This is a genomic window from Chryseobacterium hilariae, from assembly GCF_051400735.1.
Taxonomy (GTDB): Bacteria; Bacteroidota; Bacteroidia; order Flavobacteriales; family Weeksellaceae; genus Chryseobacterium.
In genome coordinates, this window is sequence record NZ_JBLFFJ010000003.1 from 347,319 (window position 1) to 364,132 (window position 16,814).

A 16,814-nucleotide genomic window follows, 5' to 3' on the forward strand; every position below is an offset into this window, starting at 1 on the left:
ATTAAATCGCTGATTTCGAAAATATTGTAAAAAAATTAAGAAACATTTATTGAGTTTTTATTATTTTGGTACAAATTTTATTATTACATTTGATTGTATTAACAACATTAATAAATATACAACTATGAAAAAAACTATCGCAATGGCTGCATTAGCTGTAGCTATATCTTTTGGAGCGGTGTCTTGCAAAAAGAAAATTTCAGATGCCGATCTTCAAACTCAGGCTACAACTGTGGTAACTTCTAATCCCAATGCTTCTGTAGAAGTAAAAGAAGGAGTGGCTCATTTAAGCGGAACTTTCGAAGACCAGCAGTCTAAGGATGCCATGATTGCAAAATTAAAAGCCATTACAGGAGTAAAAGAAGTAATGGATATGTCTACTGTAGCTGCTCCCGTTACTCCTGCACCAGTAGAAACAACATCTGCTGTAGATCCTGCAGTTCAGAAAAAAGTTCAGGACGCTGTTAAAGATTTCCCTTCTGTAAAAGTAGAGGTTGTAAACGGACAGCTTACCCTTACAGGAAATGTTTCAGGCCTTCAGGCAAGAAAAATCAAAGAATCTGTAGATGCTTTGAAAATCGGAAAGTATAACAATAACCTAGTGGTAAAATAATTTTAAGATGAGCACATTACAAGATAAATATTCAAGCGTAGTTTCAGCAGCTCAGTCTGCAGGAATTTCTAACCTTCAGGTTCAGGAGCAGGATGGTATTCTGTATGTTACAGGAAATGCTTCCAGTACAGCAGCAAAAGATGCAGTATGGAATGCCCTGGGAACTATTGACTCTACTTATTCGGCTTCAGATATCAATATTGATGTACAGGTAGCAGGATTAACTTCAGGAGCTTCTTTAACGGTAGCTACAGAAGATTCTAATCTTAACATCAGACAGGAGCCTTCTACTGAAGCTGCTGTAGTAGGAAAAGCTGCAAAAGGTTCATCGGTAACTTTAATCGAGCAGACTTCTGATGACTGGTGGAAAGTAAAAACTGATGACGGTCAGGAAGGTTATGCTTATTCAAGATATTTAAGAGCTTAATTTTTCAAATAGTTAATCTTCAATAAATATTTACGAAACATCCCCATTTGGGGATGTTTTTTTATAATCCTCCTTAGTTCCCGGCAGGTGTTTATACTTTAAGAGCTTTAGAGTTTTTTATTTTCTTCTAATTTCCATTGAAAGATTGTCGCTATAGGTGTATTGAAGCCATTTTATTTCTAAATTAGCGGTAAATTTTATTTATGAAGATCCATATTTCAATTTTATTTATTTTCTTTTTTATCCTTGGACTTGCACAGAGCAAAGACCAGAAGGATACTTTCGTAAAAGATAATTTCACCAAAAAGGAATTCTATATCCCAATGCGTGACGGGGTAAAGCTTTTTACAGCAGTATATGTTCCGAAAGATATTTCAAATAAGAACAAATATCCTTTCCTGATGCAGAGAACCTGCTACAGCATCGCTCCTTACGGTGAAAATGAATACAAAACCAAACTGGGACCTAACCAGTTCCTGATGAAGGATAAGTATATTTTTGTCTTCCAGGATGTCCGCGGAAGATACATGAGTGAAGGTACTTTTACCAATATGACCCCTCAGGTGGACCGCAAAACCAAAAAAGATGTGGATGAAAGCACGGATACTTATGATACTATAGAATGGCTTTTAAAGAATGTTAAAGATAATAATGGTAAGGCCGGCCAATATGGAACTTCATATCCGGGATTTTATACTGCGGCAGGAATATTGGCACAGCACCCGGCTTTGGCAGCATCATCGCCTCAGGCTCCTATTTCGGATTTCTGGAATGATGATTTTCTTCACAACGGCAGGTTCATGCTGGGATATTTCAGAACCTTCCCTGTTTTCGGGATTCAGAAGACAAAACCAGAAAACAAAGCCTGGTATATGGATACTTTCGTAAAACAGACTTCGGAAGATGGTCTTAAGTTTTACAGGGATATGGGAACTTTAAAGGACGGTTATGAAAAATATTACAAAAACAATTTTTTTATGACGGAGATTATGAATCATCCTAATTATGATGAATACTGGCAGAAAAGAAATCTTCTTCCTCATTTAAAAAATATAAATCATGCGGTAATGACTGTTGGAGGCTGGTTTGATGCAGAAGATCTTTCAGGACCGCTGAATATTTACAAAACCATAGAAAAGACAAGTCCAAAAGCTAAAAATACGATTGTAATGGGTCCTTTCTCTCACGGGGCTTGGGCTCAGGAGCAGGGAAAACATTTCCACAACCAGATCTATTTCGGTGACAGTATTGCAACGTATTACCAAAAAAATATTGAAACTAAATTTTTCAGTCATTATTTAAAAGGAAACACGAAAGAAGATGCCGGCCTTCCGGAAGCTTTAATGTATGATACAGGATCCAAAGAATGGAGAGAATTTGCCTCTTATCCTCCGAAGAACGCCCAGAAAGTTAATTTTTATTTAACTGACGGAACACTTAAAAAAGCTGCAGGACAAGGTTTTTCAGAATACTACAGCGACCCGAACAATCCGGTTTTAAGTTCTGACAACCTGAAAGATTTCAATGGTTTTACCCCTAAAAATTATATGTCGGAAGACCAGAGATTTGCAGTAGGCAGGCCAGATGTTCTGACGTTTACAACGGATGTTTTAACAGAAGACATCAGCTTTGCAGGAGAGATCATGGCTAAGCTGAATATTGCTTCCACTTCTACGGATGCAGATTTTGCAGTAAAGCTGATTGATATTTATCCTGAAGATTTTAAGCCTGCAGAAAAGAAAGACGGTGTGGTTTATCCAAACTATCATCAAATGGTAAGAAGTGAGATCATGCCAGCCAGATTCAGGAATTCCAGAGAAAAAGGAGAAGCGTTGGTACCTAACCAAAAAACTGCTGTGAATTTCAAACTGCAGGATGTCATGCATACTTTCAAGAAAGGTCACAGAATTCAGATCCAGATCAGCAGCACATGGTGGCCGCTTTTTGCGATAAATCCTCAGAAGTTTATGGAGAATCCAAATTTTGCCACAAAAGACGATTATACGAAAGCTTTCATCAAAGTGTATAATGACAGCTCTATTGAAGCAGATGTATTGAAATAAAAAGAAATGGTGGCTTCGAGAACCTCAGCCATCAATGACAGTATAAATACCAGTTTATAAAAATATAAAATCCGGTCGCTTCGAGAACCTCAGCGACCGGATTTTTTTATTATGGGCCTGCTGACTTCAAGAGCCTCAGTCAACAGAGTTAATAATTTCTTTTACTCCTCAATCGTTCTGAACGTAAGATTCACTCTTGGGGTTTTCACCTTCGTGGTCGGAGGAAGCCTATGCAGCCAGTTTTCCTGCGTTGTTCCTTTCATGACCAGCAAACTACCGTTTTCAAGAAATATTTCTACTTTCTCTTTGGTTGTTTTATGTTTAAATAAAAATTTTCTTTCAGCCCCAAAAGTCAGGGAAGCAATAGCACCGTGTTTCTTAAGATCGGTTTCGCCATCACTGTGATAAGCCATTCCCTCACTTCCATCGTGATATAAATTAAGAAGACAGGAATTGTAGGTTTCCCCTGAAGCTTCTTCACATTTTTTCTTCAATTCCAACAGTTCCGGAGTCCAGAATTTCGCCAGTTTTGTCCGCTTTGAATAGGTATATTCAAAGGCTTTTTCTCCAAACCAGGCTACTTTTCTTTTTGTTAAAATTAATTTTCCGAAGATCATCGCCTCATCGTTTTCCCATGGAATCTGATTCAATAGATAATCATAGAAAAAATCAGATTTTTCTTTACTGAAAACCTTTCCATAATAATTGACCGTTCCGTCGTGCGGAAGAATATTTAAAGGATATTCTGATATTTCTTCAAACAGGCTGTTCATGATTTTTAGTTTGTAAAAAGTATAATGTATTAGTGACTTTTAATTAGTTCTTTAACCACAAAAGTCGTAAAAGTTTTTTTAACACTCTGGAATATTTTAGATAAAAAGCTTGAAAATAATTAAAGTTCAAATAAGAAGAAAATCCGTTAACTTCAAATAACTTAAGTGTTAAAAACTTTTACGACTTTTTGTTGTGGAATAATAAACTATCCTCTGTAAACCTGCGAGCTTTCCCAACCCACGATCAGCTGCTTTCTTCCGCTACCCCATCGGTAACCTCCAATATTTCCGGTAGACTGAATCACACGGTGGCATGGAATAAGAAAAGCTACAGGGTTGCTGCCAATCGCTGTTCCAACAGCTCTTGAGGCATTCGGGCTTCCTATTTTTTCAGCGAGACTTCCATAGGTGGAAAGTTTTCCCATAGGAATAGAAAGAAGGCTTTCCCAGACTTTAAGCTGAAAATCTGTCCCTTTTAAATGTAATTTAATCGTGTTGAGTTTCGTCCAGTCTTTATCAAATATGGACAGGGCATTTTTTTGCAGGGCATCCTGTTTTTCAAAAAAAGAAGCATTGGGAAATTTAGCATATAAATTCCCCAATGCTGTTTCTTTATCCTCTTCAAAAGCCATGTAGCAGATCCCTTTTTCCGTAGATGCTGCCATTACATATCCAAAAGGGCTTTTGGAAAAGCTGTAATTGATGTTCAGGCTTTTTCCGCCGTTTTTATATTCTGCCGGAGACATTCCTTCTATGTTCACAAAGAGGTCATGAAGCCTGCTTGTGCTGGATAGCCCCGTCTCATATGCGGTATCAAATAAAGTCGCTTTCTCTTCTTTCAGCAAATTTTTAGCATGCTCAAGGCTGATGAACTGCAAAAATTTCTTAGGACTTGTTCCTGCCCATTCTGTAAATATTTTCTGAAAATGAGCCGGACTCAAGTGAATATTCTCTGCCACTTCCTCCAAGCTTGGCTGAAGCCTGAAATTGCTCTGGATATATTCTATCGCTTTGGCAATTCTGTTATAATCTATCTGACTTTGTGCGGACATAATATTTCTTTTTTACCTCACAAATTTCCAAAGAATATAGGGCAGAAAAAATCTGATTCTTGCGGAATTTTAGTTGTTGTTATAAATATGGTTGTAAGCGAGCATTTTGTAATATAATTTAGCTGCAAGGAAAGCTGTTGGCTTAGCCATCGGAGAATCCATCAACTCTACGATATCGAACGCTACCACATTACATTTTTCAAATACTTTTCTTAATAATTCCAAAGTCGGGTACCACTGAAGCCCGCCTGGTTCCGGAGTTCCTGTAGACGGAGCAATTGACGGATCAAAAGCATCAAGGTCGATGGTGATATATACGTTTCCTGAAACTTTTTCTAAAACATCGTTGATCCAATTGTCATTGTTTGCGATCTCATGTCCAAAAAACACTCTTCCTTCCGGCAGATACTGAGCTTCTTCAGCATCCATGGAACGGATTCCCACCTGAACTAAGTTATGCTTTTGGTTCGCTTCAAAAACCGCACATGCGTGGTTAGAAGTAGACCCATGGAATTCAGGACGTAAGTCTGTATGAGCATCCAGCTGAAGAACTGTAAGATTTTCAAACTTCTCTCCTACCGCACGGATAGAACCGATAGAAACCGAATGCTCTCCTCCAAAAAGAGTAAATACTTTTCCTTCGTTGTTCAAAAGCTCTTTGGTTTTCTGGTAAACAGCTTCCGTCATGGCTTCCGGACTTGAATTTTCAGAAATTTCTCCCGCCAGATATACTCCGTCAAGATAAGGTTCAGTTCCTGTTTCAATATCATAAAGCTCCATGTTTTCAGAAGCGTCAAGGAATAATTCAGGGCCTTTGTCGGCACCCTTTCCCCATGTTGAAGTCCCATCGTAAGGAACGGTTACCAGCATTACTTTAGAGTTCTCTAGCGTTGCATTTTCTTCAGGAATTCCTGCGTATGTTCTCATGTTTTATTTAAAAATTTAAATGATTTAAAGATTAAATGATTTCACAAAGATACAAAATAGTCATTGAGTTATAAATCAAGAGTGATGAGCTCCGAATTTTTAATTATAAAATCTTTTTAATGTTTAAATTTTAAAAGTTATTTTTGTAAAAAAACAAAATATGTCCTTAAAAGCTGTTCTTTTCGATATGGACGGGGTTATTGTAGATACGGAACCACTGCACAGAAAAGCTTATTTTGCCACCTTCGACGAGCTGGAAATTACTGTTTCCGAAGACCTTTACACTTCTTTCACAGGAGCTTCCACAAAAAGAGTCTGTGAAACGCTGATCCAGAAATATAGCTTAAGCCATACCCACGAAACTATAGCCGTTATTAAAAGATCATATTTCAAAGATTATTTTGATAACGATGAGGAATTTGATCTGATTCCGGGAGTAAGGGAATTAATCCAACATTATCATGAAAACGGTATTAAGCTCATCCTTGCTTCTTCGGCTACGATGACGACCATCAATATGGTTTTTGAAAAGTTTGGGCTTGAACAATATTTCAGCGGGAAAATAAGTGGTGCCGCTCTAAAGGAATCCAAACCTCATCCTGAAGTATTTCTTCTCGCGTCACAAATGGCAGAAGAACCGGTAGAAAACTGCATGGTCATTGAAGATTCTACCAACGGAATTCTGGCTGCAAACAGAGCGAAAATCTTCTGCGCTGCCTACAGAAGCCCGCATTCAAAAAATCAGGATTATACTTTAGCGGATATCGTGGTTACAGATTATGAAGAGCTGAAACTGGATAAGCTTTCAAAATATTTTTAAAAGAAAAAGCTCTCAAATGTTGAGAGCTTTATTTTTATTGCGTTTGCAGAGTTTCTTAATGAAGTGAAACATCTTAATTATTCTTAAGCCTTACAAAAACCTTAATGGTTAAAATTGAAACTTTGTCACTCCCGTTACTTGCAATAATTAGTAACCCAGAATCTTCAGAATATCTTCAGGTTCCTGTTTTTCACGGAAAATTTCGTACTGAAGCTCACCGTTTTCGTCTTTCTGGATCAGGACGTGTCTTGGCTGAGGCATCAGACAGTGGTGAACACCGCCATATCCTCCGATTGTTTCCTGATACGCTCCTGTATGGAAAAATCCGATATACAAAGGCTTTGTATCACTGAAAACCGGCAGATAGATTGCGTTCGTATGCTGTTCAGAATTATAATAATCATCTGAATCACAGGTTAATCCTCCCAAAAATACTCTTTCATAGGTATCTTCCCATCTGTTCAATGGAAGCATGATAAAGTGTCTTGAAATTGCCCATGTATCAGGAAGTGTGGTCATGAATGAAGAATCGATCATATTCCACTTCTCTCTGTCGTTCTGACGTTTCTGAGAGATGATTTTATAAAGGTTTGCACCGCTTTCCCCTACTGTAAAGCTTCCGAATTCCGTATAAATATTAGGTTCTTCTACTCCTTCTTCTTCACAGAACTTTTTGATCTGAGAAACGATTTCCTCCACCATATACTGATAATCGTACTCGAAGTTTAAAGATGTTTTGATCGGGAAACCGCCACCAATGTTCAGTGAATCTACTTCCGGAGCAATTTTTTTCAAACGGGCATATACACGGAGACATTTATATAATTCGTTCCAGTAATAAGCTGTGTCTTTGATCCCTGTATTAATGAAGAAGTGAAGCATTTTCAGTCTTGCATTTGGGTGTTCAGCTATTTTCTGGCTGTAATAAGGAATAATATCTCTATATCCGATCCCTAGTCTTGAGGTATAAAATTCGAATTTCGGTTCTTCTTCTGAAGCTATTCTGATCCCGATGTCGAAAGTGGTATCTATGCTTTCTGTAAGCTTATCCAGCTCACGATAGTTATCCAGGATCGGGGTAATATTTTCAAAACCACTGTTGATCATTTCTGAAATTTTCACCAGATAATCATCGGTTTTGAAGCCATTACAAATGACTTCAATATTTTTATCTACTTTTCCTTTCTCGTAAAGAGATTTTACAATGTCCATATCATATGCTGAAGAAGTTTCGATAGAGATATCGTTCTTAAGAGCTTCTTCAAGCACAAAATTGAAATGGCTGGATTTTGTACAGTAGCAGTAGGTATAATTCTTTTTATATTCGGCTTTCTCAAAAGCTTCCCTAAACCAGCTTTTTGCCTTCTGGATGTTTTGAGAAATTCTTGGCAGGTAGCTAATTTTTAGCGGGGTGCCAAATTTTTCAACGACTTCCATTAAAGGAACATCGTGAAATAACAAATTGTTCTCAGAAACATTAAATTCCTCAGTAGGAAAATACAATGTCTGATCAATAAGTTCCGAGTACTTTATTTTCATTTCTTGACAAGTGAATTACGAAATGCAAAATTGCTAAAAAAGTTTGATTTTTAAGCGTTAAATTTATTATAAATTTCAAAACAGGGTCAGGCAAAAACCTGAACAGATTATTAATTTGTAAACTTCTTAATATATTCTTCCCTCTTATCTGCCGAAATTCCCAATACCTGTTGAATATAAGCATCGGTAGAGCCATATTTCTTATTGATTTCATCAAAAGCTGCATCGAGATAAGCGGTTTCCACCCAGCTCAGTTTTTCAAGAACCGTTACGTCCATTTTGGGATACAGAAAATGTAGATTGTTTGCGAGATTTAGTCTTTTCAGGACTAGTTTTTCTCTGTAGTTATTGGATAAAAGATAATCATTGTAAATTGTTTGCTTATCAAACTTTAGAATAGTCAGAATTAAAGCTGTTGTGATTCCTGTTCTGTCCTTTCCTGCAGTACAGTGATAGAGAACCGGATGATCGGATTCCAGAATTTCAGTGATGATTTTTTTGATCACTTCCGGGTTTTCCGTTACATATTCGCGGTAGAAATCAATCATTCTTTTATCAGCATCGGAACCATTAACTTTTCCTTTTAAAACAAGCTTTTTAGCTTTGGTCAGCTGGTCTCCCTCATCTTTAAAGGCTGAATATTTTTTATAAATGATGCCATCGGGAAGCTGATCCGGCTTATCAGATATTTCTTTTGAATTTCTAAGATCAATGACTTCTTTTATTCCCAGGTTTTGAATTTCTTTGAAGGATCTTTTCTTCAATTTATGAAGATGACCGCTTCTGTAAAATTTTCCTGCTTTTAAAGTTCTGCCTTCAGTATTTTTAATGTTCCCGACCGTTCTGAAATTGTATACTTTTTTGATTTCAATAGATTTCCCTGATTTATTTTTCCCATATTCAGGTTGGATAAAATCCTGTGTTTTACAGGAAGAAACACAAAATGCTACAAAAAGCAGAACCGATATTTTTATGAATTGTTTCAATATATTCCGGGATATTCTATTTCATTAATTCCTACAAAAAACAACAGATCCCCTGATTGATACTGAATGGAAACTTCATCTTCAACCGCAAAATTCCGGGTTCCTATTCTTGATGTAATGCTTAGATTTCCGTTGGTCAAAGGCCAGTTCAATCCTGTTGTTGTTATATTTTCAACCGAAGGAAAAGGATACAATGAGATCATTCTATTCTTAACTCCTTTTATTTTAAAATTCTGCGGGACAAAATAATATTCAGAAAAATCATCATAGAATTTTATCCTCAACCGGTCTTTAAATGCATAAGCAACGGTAAGATTCCCTAAAAAATGATCCTGCTCGCCGCCGCTTCCCCCGAAAACATCTACAGAAAAGCATCCCCTTTCTAAAATTATTTCCAAAGCTTTATGAAAATCTGTTTTATCCTGATCCAGAGTAAGTATAAATTTTTCCTGATAAACACCTTCATCTGCTCCTGAATGGGAATCGAAATCACCGGAAATAAAATCGAGTTTATCTAAGGGAAAACCTAACTGCTTTAAATAATGAAAAGCACCATCCGTACAGGCAATTAAACCATATTGGTCCGGATCCGGAAGGCTTTTGGGATGGTCTCCGTTAATGAAAAGTAATGCTTTATCTTTCATTCGGATTCCAGTATTCTTCCGGTTCGTTATTGATTTTTGAAATGTATCTCGCCAGAACAAAAAGATAATCAGAAAGCCTGTTCAGGTACTTGATGAGCTCTGGACGTACTTCTTCAGATTCATTCAGGAAAACCAGAGAACGTTCTGCTCTTCTGCAGATGGTTCTTGCAGCATGTAAAAATGTTGCAGATTTTCCACCACCGGGAAGAATAAAGTATTGTAGTGGCTCCAGCTTTTCTTCAAAAGCATCCATCCACTGCTCCAGCTCTTCGATCTCAGTATCTGAAATAATCAGTGGCAGACGTGATTTCCCGTTAGCCAACATTAATTTATCAACGGGCGTTGCAGCTTCCGAACCTACCGTAAACAGATCAAACTGAATTTTTTTCAACTGCTTCAAAACCTCTTCATCTTCAATATGACTTTTAGAAATACCAATGAATGAATTAAGCTCGTCAATATTTCCGTAGCTGTCCACTCTTGCACTGGCTTTGGAAACTCTTGTTCCGCCGTATAATGCAGTCTGTCCTTTATCTCCTGTTTTAGTATAAATTTTCATAGAACTAAATTTTATATATTTGATTATCTGTGTATTATATTAATAGTTGAATAAATGGTTGAATATTAAAAATCAAACCAATCATTTGACATCGCAGGGAAAGCTTTTAAAAACTTATCAACAGTCTCTGGACGAACTGAATTGAAGTCACCATTTTTCATTCTTGTAATTGTTGATTTATTAACCCCTACGAAAACGGCCAGTTCATTTGACTTCATATTAAAAGTTTTTTGTAATACTTTTATTAAGTGAGGAATACTTCTTGGCTTAAATTTTATTTTGTTGATCCTATAATCAAAATAGTTAACCTTTAGCATTATATCAGATTCATTTTTAAGCCAAAGCTCATTTACTTCCGGAAATTTATTAGTAATTTTTACTATTACCCGATCTTGAAAATTTTCTTTTCCTTCTATTATCCTATCTAATGTATCAAAGTTAAGTCCACATAATTTGTAAAATGAATAGGGTGAAATGTGTAAATAATTTATTAATGTTAAAAGCCTGGATGAATAATTTGTGTTCATTTTAATTATATTGCTGGTATTGGTGGTCTTGTTGAAATTATTTTTCTGTATACAAAGATTTGATTAATATCGTTATAGTTTATTTTAACATCTGAATAGTTGTCGTTATAAGCATGACAACATAAGAATTTTTCATTATTATTTTGTTCTATTATCTGGCGAAATAACAGCCTGTCTTTAGTAACTATTAAAAATAAATTTTCATGAATTGGAAGCGTCTTGTTTTTCTTAAAATCAATTTCACTCATAAGAATTTGTGAATTTTCGAAAATTGAATAAAATCCATTTTCCATAGATCTATCCTGCAACTCATATACAATATTGGTTTCATTTTGATCTTCTTCTAATTGTATCCAAATTTTTCGATTATTTGGCAACCCTAAAACATTACCTACACCTAAGGAATTAATAGAAAACTTATTATTTACAAATTCGACCTGCTTTAAGTTTCCAAATTCTTTTTCTAAATCATTTTTAATATAAAAATCTGAATCAAAAATAAATGGCGGTTCTCCCTCCATCAACCACTTCTCATTAGTTTCAGGAATAAGCTTTTTTAATGCTAAAAGTAATCTTGGTGATATTTCACTCTTCTCATTAATAACATTAGAAACCTGAACAGGGGTAAATCCCATCTCTTCAGCTAAAGTTTTTTGGTCAGGTGCAATATCCTTAGATAAAGCATATGCTATTAAAATTCTTAATCTTTTATTTGGTGTCATGAAATTTATTTATCTAATAATCAACATATTAAACAATTCTACTTTAATTAATTAAAGTTTTTGTTGTTTTGTATTTTAATTTATTATATTTTCGTAATGTAAATTTTAATTAATTAAAGTTTATAATATTTAACCTTATTTAATTAAGCAAAAATATAATTAAATAAACCTAAGGTTGAAATTTTAACAATTATTAACACAGTTACAAAAAATGAACATAAATGATATTTCAAGAACAGCCATTGATTTCACAAGAATCATATTGAAAGAAGAAAATGAATGGGATGATAGAGTACAATTAATATATACAACTCAGTCATTTAATGAATTCGGATTTATAGTTAAAGGATCACATGTTTTAAAGGTTTTACAAGCTCCAGTATATGTAGATGATAGTAATAAAATTGAGAGTTATGAAGAAGATCTAGTTTGGAATGATTTTAAAATTTACATTAATGATTATAAAGATACAGATCAGATGTATAAGAGTATTAAGTTAGAATTATATGAAATAATCGAAAAGTTTAATGAAAACCTAAAATAATATGGAAGGATTAGTAATAGAAGCTAAAGTTCCAGACGAACAGCTTCACAGAGTATTAATGCAGTATATAGTAAATAATGAAGAGGAAGAAATTTTATTATCGCCTGCAGCATCAAAGTTTTTAAGCATTTGTGAAGATACTCTTCACAAAAAGTCAAACAAAGGCGAAATACCATACTGGACATTTAAAGGAGTAAGACCAAAACTGTTTTTGAAATCTCAATTAAAAAAATATAAAGAACAAAACCAAAAATAAAGATTATGAAAACATACTGTATTTCTTACAAGGATCAAAGTACAAGTTCTTTTCTAAAAGGAACTAATGTGACTGTAAGATCTATTGACAGGGCAATATCTCTGTTCAATATAAAATTTCCTAACTGTGAAATTGAAGGAATTAAATTACAAGATTAATTATTTACGCAACCTCACAAAACGTTTTAAACATTATGTCAAAAGAATTAACAAAAACAACAACTACAGTATCTGGTTTTTTAAAGGACCCTGGAGTAATTAAAAGAATTGAAGAATTACTTGGTGAACGTAAATCGACATTTATCACGTCGCTCATTCAAATTTCAAATAGTAATGATTTATTGAAAAATGCAGTGCCACAATCAATTCTTAATGCAGGACTTTTAGCAACAACATTAAATCTGCCCTTAAACAATTCATTAGGTCATGCTTGGATTGTTCCTTTTAAAAACAATAAGACTAATAATGTAGAAGCACAGTTCCAAATTGGTTATAAAGGATTTCAACAACTTGCCGTGAGAACTGGTCAATATTTAGACCTTGATGCTAAAAAGGTTTATGAAGGACAGATTGAAGAAGATGACTCATTTAGAGGATACAAATTTAACTGGAAAAACAAGAAATCTGACAATGTCATTGGATACGCTTCTCATTTTGAACTTACCAATGGCTTCAAGGCAACCTTATTCATGTACAATGAAGAGATTGAACAACACGCAAAACGTTATTCTCAGACCTATAAAAAAGGATTTGGAAATTGGAAAGAGGACTTTGATAAAATGGGATTAAAAACTGTTATAAAACTACTTTTAAACTCAGGTAAGGCCCCATTGTCAATTGAAATGCAAAATGCAATTAATGCAGATCAAGGAATTGTAAAAAACGTTGACAACGATACAATAGATGTTGATTACGTTGACAACACACCAGAAAATAATGTAAAAATTACCGTTGACGACAAAGAAATCCTAAGATTTCAAGAACACTTAGATTCTATTTTGTCTATTGAAGAATTAAATTCATTAGAAAAAGAAACTGAACTAACTGATGATGAGAAATTAATGGTATCTAAAAAAAGAGAACAATTGAAAAGTAAAAAGTAATCAGAGGGAGTAAAATCCCTCTCTAAAAACATTGTACTATGAAAACAAACTTTTCTATTAAAATTTCAGATCCTACTGAATATATTAACTCAATGAATGAATTAGTAAAATTAGGATATAAGGAAGATAAAGAGAGGAACCAAAACAGAATAAAAAAATGGAAAGATGGAGATTCTTATTATTTAGAGTGTTTGGGAGATAGTCGGGAAATTTCATTGTTTTCTTTTTACCCAAGTGCAGACACAATAGTTTTTGGATCGTTAGAATTATTTTTAAAAGAATCTTAATCATGTGTACATCAAATAGATATCAATTCAGGTGTCATTATTTAGGTGATTTTGCATCGAGTTCTAAAGAGGAATCTCAAAATCCATATTATAAGACCACCAAAGATATCGATAAAATAAAGTCTGAATTAAAAACTCTAAAACTGGGTAAATCAATCAGTGAAAGAGAAGCAAAACTCATAGAATTAAATGCAAAACTTGAGGAATATAAACCCTTTAAAGATAAAATATTTCTTTCTTCATCTGCAAAAAAAAGACTTCTAAAAATAGCAAGAGAGCTTAAATATGGAATTGTTGAAAGAATGGAGAATAAATACACTTCCAAAGGCTTACTTAATGAAGAAGACAGCATACGTTTATGGAGCAAATTCTCACAGAAACGATTTTTAAGGAAAAATACAAAACGATTCTTTGACGAAACTAAACAAGGTGAGCCGGACTTGCTCAATGTTTTTGAACATGGCAAAGTGGTTGACGATATAAAATCCTCATACAACAAAGAAACATTTGACAACAAACTTATTCTTCCCAAAATATATTACTGGCAAGATCAAGGCTACATGGACCTTTTAAAGTACGATTGGGGGCGTATAGTGTTCTGTTTGACAAATACCCCTGTTGAAATAATTTTAGGAGAGTTTAGAACCCTCTTATGGAAGCATAAGCCAGCTGGAGTTTCAATGGATGACTTTATGTTGGATGAATCAATTTGTAAACTAAAAACTCAATTCTTTAGAAATCATACATATTCAGATGATGGCTATATACCTACGGAAACTGCAGATGGTTTAAAATGGAAGTATAATGAAAATGGTTACTGGGATTACTTAGTTCAAACAGAATTATTAGATGAAAGTTTTGAATTTATTCCGGTCCCAGATAATGAAAGGGTAAAAGTATTTCAGTTCAAAAGAAACCAGGGAGACATTGACTTTATTAATAATCGTCTCAAACATGCTCAAATTGACCTTGAAAATCTACTACAAACAAGAGAAGGGATAGAAATTATTGAACTTTCCAAAGGAACGTGCTCGAATAATGAAACAATAGATTGATTATGGTATGGAACAGAAATTATTTATTCACCAAATTGAGTTTAAGCCTGAAGAATCAATATTAAAATTTACTTATAAAGGTAAATCTGTTGACATTCCTTTTTCAGATATTGAGATAACTATTACCAGTAAGAACACCAAAACACCTTTAAATCTAAGTAAATCCGGAATTTCAAGATTAAAAAGATCTTTGTCGAACAATAAAGGCTATAAAGATAATACTCGAGAACAATTCTGGACAGAATGTAGGACAATCGCAAAGGAAAAAGGATTTAATGAATCAATGACACGTGAATTTTTCAACCATTGGTCAGAGAAAGATGAGAAAGAAATTATGCTCTTTCAACATGAAAAGACATGGGAGACAAATTTAAGAATGGTGAAGTGGTATAATAATTCAGTAAGATGGCAAAAAAAATAAATTAAATGAGAAAAAAACCAATAACTGCACCTAGTATTACTGATGGCAATATACCACCTAATGCTGTTGATTTTGAAAGACTAATAATTGGAACTCTTCTCGTTGATAAAAGAGCCTTGGATATATGCATCAAGAGAATAGGAAAAAATGAAAATGTATTTTATGAACCAAAACATAGTTTAATTTACAAAACAATTCAAAAATTAAATGACACTGAAATTCCGATAGATCTATTGACTCTTATTCAAGAATTAAAAAGGAATGAAAACTTAAATTCAGCTGGTGGCGATCAATACATTGTTGATCTGACCATGAATGTAAGCTCTTCTGCACATTTAGAGTATCATATAATGATCATATGGCAGGCATATTTAAGAAGGAAAATGATTAATCTATGTAATAGTATCGCAAGTAGGGCATATAATAATATTTCAATAAGTACTCCTGATTTATTTGCAGAACTTCAAGGCCAAATACATGCAATAGAAGAGGAGATTGCTTCTCAACAAGAAACTCCAAATGCACAAAGTTTATTTCAAAGAATAATTGAAAGACAGAAACAAGGAACTATTCCAGGAATTCAATGTCATGGATCTGATCTTAACAGGAATATGAGTGGATGGCGGAATGGCACTTTAAATGTAATTGGAGCGAGACCAGCAATGGGTAAGACCGCATTCGTTTTAGATCAAGCATTACATATTGCCAAACGAGGTGAAGGTGTTGCGTTTGTGAGTTTAGAAATGTCTGCAGAAGAGCTTCAAGAAAGACAAATGGCAAATGATTTAGAAATATCAGGCAATAAGTTCAGAGATATAAGTCTTTCTGATTACGATTGGCAGAAAATATTTCAGTGTACAACTTTTGAGAATTTGCCATTATTTATAATTGAAGCCAAAACTGTAAAGAGTGAGCTTTCTAAGATCAAAGCTAAATTGAGATTGCTTAAAAAGGAGAAAGACATTAAACTTATCATCTGGGATTATATACAATTAACTGAAATTGCAGGAATTGATATTAATAAAAATAGAGAACAAGTTATTTCAACAGTTGCAAGAAACATAAAGCAACTTGCCCAAGAGCTAGACGTTCCAATTATTGCATTATCACAGCTTTCTCGTACATGTGAATCTCGACCTGGAAAAAGACCACAAATGGCAGATCTTAGAGAATCAGGAGCCATTGAACAAGATGCTGATGTTGTAGGCTTTCTCTTTAGGCCCGAATATTATAAAATTAGCGTTTGGGATAATGACCCAGAGGGACAACAAACAAGTACGGCTGGTGAAGTTGAATTGATGATTGAGAAGTTTAGAGGTGGATCTCCATTTACTTCAAGAATGAAATTTAGAGGGGATTATCAAAAATATTATCCTTTAGAAGAAGACTTTGGCTCATTTAAAAATCCAGTACCTATGGGAAATATAAATGAAGCTTTTGGAAAACAAAACGGACCTGACCTGTATGGAAATGAATTACCATTTTAATTTTATACGC

21 protein-coding genes are annotated in these 16,814 nt (G+C 34.4%); 12 read left to right on the forward strand and 9 right to left on the reverse strand.

The window, feature by feature from the left end; all coding sequences use genetic code 11:
* The first annotated feature begins 124 nt into the window (after window positions 1–124).
* The 3 genes from ACMGDK_RS11125 (at window position 125) to ACMGDK_RS11135 (ending at window position 3,103) form a co-directional block, all read left to right on the forward strand.
* The gene (locus ACMGDK_RS11125) at window positions 125–613 is read left to right on the forward strand and encodes a BON domain-containing protein (RefSeq protein WP_436808015.1); all 489 of its coding nucleotides are present in this window, start codon (window positions 125–127) and stop codon (window positions 611–613) included.
* A 7-nt stretch (window positions 614–620) separates the two neighbouring features.
* Entirely contained in the window at window positions 621–1,040 is a 420-nt protein-coding gene (locus ACMGDK_RS11130) for an SH3 domain-containing protein (RefSeq protein ID WP_426049586.1), read from the forward strand.
* Between the two features lie 203 nt (window positions 1,041–1,243).
* Window positions 1,244–3,103 (forward strand): CocE/NonD family hydrolase, encoded by a 1,860-nt coding sequence (locus ACMGDK_RS11135; RefSeq protein ID WP_436808016.1) that lies wholly within the window; start codon window positions 1,244–1,246, stop codon window positions 3,101–3,103.
* 161 nt (window positions 3,104–3,264) lie between these two features.
* Here the strand turns inward: ACMGDK_RS11135 and ACMGDK_RS11140 are convergent, their stop codons facing one another.
* The 3 genes from ACMGDK_RS11140 to speB form a co-directional block, all read right to left on the reverse strand.
* Window positions 3,265–3,876, reverse strand: a complete 612-nt coding sequence (locus tag ACMGDK_RS11140; RefSeq protein ID WP_436808017.1) for an alpha-ketoglutarate-dependent dioxygenase AlkB family protein — start codon at window positions 3,874–3,876, stop codon at window positions 3,265–3,267.
* A gap of 206 nt (window positions 3,877–4,082) precedes the next feature.
* Window positions 4,083–4,928 carry a bifunctional helix-turn-helix domain-containing protein/methylated-DNA--[protein]-cysteine S-methyltransferase gene (locus ACMGDK_RS11145; protein WP_436808018.1) on the reverse strand — a complete coding sequence of 282 codons (846 nt, stop codon included), beginning with the start codon at window positions 4,926–4,928 and terminating at the stop codon, window positions 4,083–4,085.
* A gap of 69 nt (window positions 4,929–4,997) precedes the next feature.
* Window positions 4,998–5,855: an agmatinase gene (gene speB / locus ACMGDK_RS11150; RefSeq protein ID WP_436808019.1), complete on the reverse strand. Its 858-nt coding sequence runs from the start codon at window positions 5,853–5,855 to the stop codon at window positions 4,998–5,000.
* 160 nt (window positions 5,856–6,015) lie between these two features.
* Between speB and ACMGDK_RS11155 the strand changes: the two genes are divergently transcribed.
* Window positions 6,016–6,675 (forward strand): HAD family hydrolase, encoded by a 660-nt coding sequence (locus ACMGDK_RS11155; RefSeq protein WP_436808020.1) that lies wholly within the window; start codon window positions 6,016–6,018, stop codon window positions 6,673–6,675.
* A gap of 147 nt (window positions 6,676–6,822) precedes the next feature.
* Here the strand turns inward: ACMGDK_RS11155 and ACMGDK_RS11160 are convergent, their stop codons facing one another.
* The 6 genes from ACMGDK_RS11160 to ACMGDK_RS11185 all read right to left on the reverse strand — a co-directional run bounded on the left by ACMGDK_RS11160 (window position 6,823) and on the right by ACMGDK_RS11185 (window position 11,652).
* On the reverse strand, window positions 6,823–8,214 hold the full coding sequence (locus tag ACMGDK_RS11160) for a type III PLP-dependent enzyme domain-containing protein (protein ID WP_034704591.1): 1,392 nt from the start codon (window positions 8,212–8,214) through the stop codon (window positions 6,823–6,825).
* A gap of 110 nt (window positions 8,215–8,324) precedes the next feature.
* A complete protein-coding gene (locus tag ACMGDK_RS11165) occupies window positions 8,325–9,200 on the reverse strand; it encodes a tyrosine-protein phosphatase (protein WP_436808021.1) in 876 nt (291 codons plus the stop codon).
* Window positions 9,197–9,844 carry a thiamine diphosphokinase gene (locus ACMGDK_RS11170; RefSeq protein ID WP_436808022.1) on the reverse strand — a complete coding sequence of 216 codons (648 nt, stop codon included), beginning with the start codon at window positions 9,842–9,844 and terminating at the stop codon, window positions 9,197–9,199. Before ACMGDK_RS11170 ends, ACMGDK_RS11165 begins: the two co-directional genes overlap by 4 nt.
* On the reverse strand, window positions 9,834–10,403 hold the full coding sequence (locus ACMGDK_RS11175; RefSeq protein ID WP_116010911.1) for a cob(I)yrinic acid a,c-diamide adenosyltransferase: 570 nt from the start codon (window positions 10,401–10,403) through the stop codon (window positions 9,834–9,836). Before ACMGDK_RS11175 ends, ACMGDK_RS11170 begins: the two co-directional genes overlap by 11 nt.
* A gap of 65 nt (window positions 10,404–10,468) precedes the next feature.
* Window positions 10,469–10,930: a helix-turn-helix domain-containing protein gene (locus ACMGDK_RS11180; protein ID WP_436808023.1), complete on the reverse strand. Its 462-nt coding sequence runs from the start codon at window positions 10,928–10,930 to the stop codon at window positions 10,469–10,471.
* 5 nt (window positions 10,931–10,935) lie between these two features.
* Window positions 10,936–11,652, reverse strand: a complete 717-nt coding sequence (locus ACMGDK_RS11185; RefSeq protein WP_436808024.1) for a hypothetical protein — start codon at window positions 11,650–11,652, stop codon at window positions 10,936–10,938.
* A 211-nt stretch (window positions 11,653–11,863) separates the two neighbouring features.
* On the opposite strand from ACMGDK_RS11185, the gene ACMGDK_RS11190 reads away from it, so the two are divergent.
* The 8 genes from ACMGDK_RS11190 to ACMGDK_RS11225 are packed head-to-tail and all read left to right on the forward strand — an operon-like array spanning window position 11,864 to window position 16,804.
* On the forward strand, window positions 11,864–12,196 hold the full coding sequence (locus tag ACMGDK_RS11190) for a hypothetical protein (protein ID WP_436808025.1): 333 nt from the start codon (window positions 11,864–11,866) through the stop codon (window positions 12,194–12,196).
* Window position 12,197: 1 nt separating this feature from the next.
* Window positions 12,198–12,452 carry a hypothetical protein gene (locus ACMGDK_RS11195; RefSeq protein WP_436808026.1) on the forward strand — a complete coding sequence of 85 codons (255 nt, stop codon included), beginning with the start codon at window positions 12,198–12,200 and terminating at the stop codon, window positions 12,450–12,452.
* Window positions 12,453–12,457: 5 nt separating this feature from the next.
* A complete protein-coding gene (locus ACMGDK_RS11200) occupies window positions 12,458–12,610 on the forward strand; it encodes a hypothetical protein (RefSeq protein WP_436808027.1) in 153 nt (50 codons plus the stop codon).
* A 35-nt stretch (window positions 12,611–12,645) separates the two neighbouring features.
* On the forward strand, window positions 12,646–13,554 hold the full coding sequence (locus ACMGDK_RS11205) for a recombinase RecT (protein WP_436808028.1): 909 nt from the start codon (window positions 12,646–12,648) through the stop codon (window positions 13,552–13,554).
* A gap of 38 nt (window positions 13,555–13,592) precedes the next feature.
* Window positions 13,593–13,841, forward strand: a complete 249-nt coding sequence (locus ACMGDK_RS11210; protein WP_436808029.1) for a hypothetical protein — start codon at window positions 13,593–13,595, stop codon at window positions 13,839–13,841.
* Window positions 13,842–13,843: 2 nt separating this feature from the next.
* Complete coding sequence (locus ACMGDK_RS11215) at window positions 13,844–14,896, forward strand: hypothetical protein (RefSeq protein ID WP_436808030.1); 1,053 nt, start codon at window positions 13,844–13,846, stop codon at window positions 14,894–14,896.
* Window positions 14,897–14,903: 7 nt separating this feature from the next.
* Complete coding sequence (locus ACMGDK_RS11220) at window positions 14,904–15,317, forward strand: hypothetical protein (protein ID WP_436808031.1); 414 nt, start codon at window positions 14,904–14,906, stop codon at window positions 15,315–15,317.
* Between the two features lie 5 nt (window positions 15,318–15,322).
* On the forward strand, window positions 15,323–16,804 hold the full coding sequence (locus tag ACMGDK_RS11225; protein ID WP_436808032.1) for a replicative DNA helicase: 1,482 nt from the start codon (window positions 15,323–15,325) through the stop codon (window positions 16,802–16,804).
* Window positions 16,805–16,814: the final 10 nt, after the last annotated feature.

Excerpts from the sequence above, each read along its gene's own strand:
- speB (WP_436808019.1), bottom strand. The coding sequence starts at position 5,855 with ATGAGAACATACGCAGGAATTCCTGAAGAAAATGCAACGCTAGAGAAC.
- ACMGDK_RS11170 (WP_436808022.1), bottom strand. The coding sequence starts at position 9,844 with ATGAAAGATAAAGCATTACTTTTCATTAACGGAGACCATCCCAAAAGC.
- ACMGDK_RS11210 (WP_436808029.1), top strand. The coding sequence starts at position 13,593 with ATGAAAACAAACTTTTCTATTAAAATTTCAGATCCTACTGAATATATT.
- ACMGDK_RS11135 (WP_436808016.1), top strand. The coding sequence starts at position 1,244 with ATGAAGATCCATATTTCAATTTTATTTATTTTCTTTTTTATCCTTGGA.
- ACMGDK_RS11220 (WP_436808031.1), top strand. The coding sequence starts at position 14,904 with ATGGAACAGAAATTATTTATTCACCAAATTGAGTTTAAGCCTGAAGAA.
- ACMGDK_RS11125 (WP_436808015.1), top strand. The coding sequence starts at position 125 with ATGAAAAAAACTATCGCAATGGCTGCATTAGCTGTAGCTATATCTTTT.
- ACMGDK_RS11155 (WP_436808020.1), top strand. The coding sequence starts at position 6,016 with ATGTCCTTAAAAGCTGTTCTTTTCGATATGGACGGGGTTATTGTAGAT.
- ACMGDK_RS11130 (WP_426049586.1), top strand. The coding sequence starts at position 621 with ATGAGCACATTACAAGATAAATATTCAAGCGTAGTTTCAGCAGCTCAG.
- ACMGDK_RS11225 (WP_436808032.1), top strand. The coding sequence starts at position 15,323 with ATGAGAAAAAAACCAATAACTGCACCTAGTATTACTGATGGCAATATA.
- ACMGDK_RS11215 (WP_436808030.1), top strand. The coding sequence starts at position 13,844 with ATGTGTACATCAAATAGATATCAATTCAGGTGTCATTATTTAGGTGAT.
- ACMGDK_RS11200 (WP_436808027.1), top strand. The coding sequence starts at position 12,458 with ATGAAAACATACTGTATTTCTTACAAGGATCAAAGTACAAGTTCTTTT.
- ACMGDK_RS11195 (WP_436808026.1), top strand. The coding sequence starts at position 12,198 with ATGGAAGGATTAGTAATAGAAGCTAAAGTTCCAGACGAACAGCTTCAC.
- ACMGDK_RS11160 (WP_034704591.1), bottom strand. The coding sequence starts at position 8,214 with ATGAAAATAAAGTACTCGGAACTTATTGATCAGACATTGTATTTTCCT.
- ACMGDK_RS11185 (WP_436808024.1), bottom strand. The coding sequence starts at position 11,652 with ATGACACCAAATAAAAGATTAAGAATTTTAATAGCATATGCTTTATCT.
- ACMGDK_RS11190 (WP_436808025.1), top strand. The coding sequence starts at position 11,864 with ATGAACATAAATGATATTTCAAGAACAGCCATTGATTTCACAAGAATC.
- ACMGDK_RS11205 (WP_436808028.1), top strand. The coding sequence starts at position 12,646 with ATGTCAAAAGAATTAACAAAAACAACAACTACAGTATCTGGTTTTTTA.
- ACMGDK_RS11180 (WP_436808023.1), bottom strand. The coding sequence starts at position 10,930 with ATGAACACAAATTATTCATCCAGGCTTTTAACATTAATAAATTATTTA.
- ACMGDK_RS11140 (WP_436808017.1), bottom strand. The coding sequence starts at position 3,876 with ATGAACAGCCTGTTTGAAGAAATATCAGAATATCCTTTAAATATTCTT.
- ACMGDK_RS11145 (WP_436808018.1), bottom strand. The coding sequence starts at position 4,928 with ATGTCCGCACAAAGTCAGATAGATTATAACAGAATTGCCAAAGCGATA.
- ACMGDK_RS11175 (WP_116010911.1), bottom strand. The coding sequence starts at position 10,403 with ATGAAAATTTATACTAAAACAGGAGATAAAGGACAGACTGCATTATAC.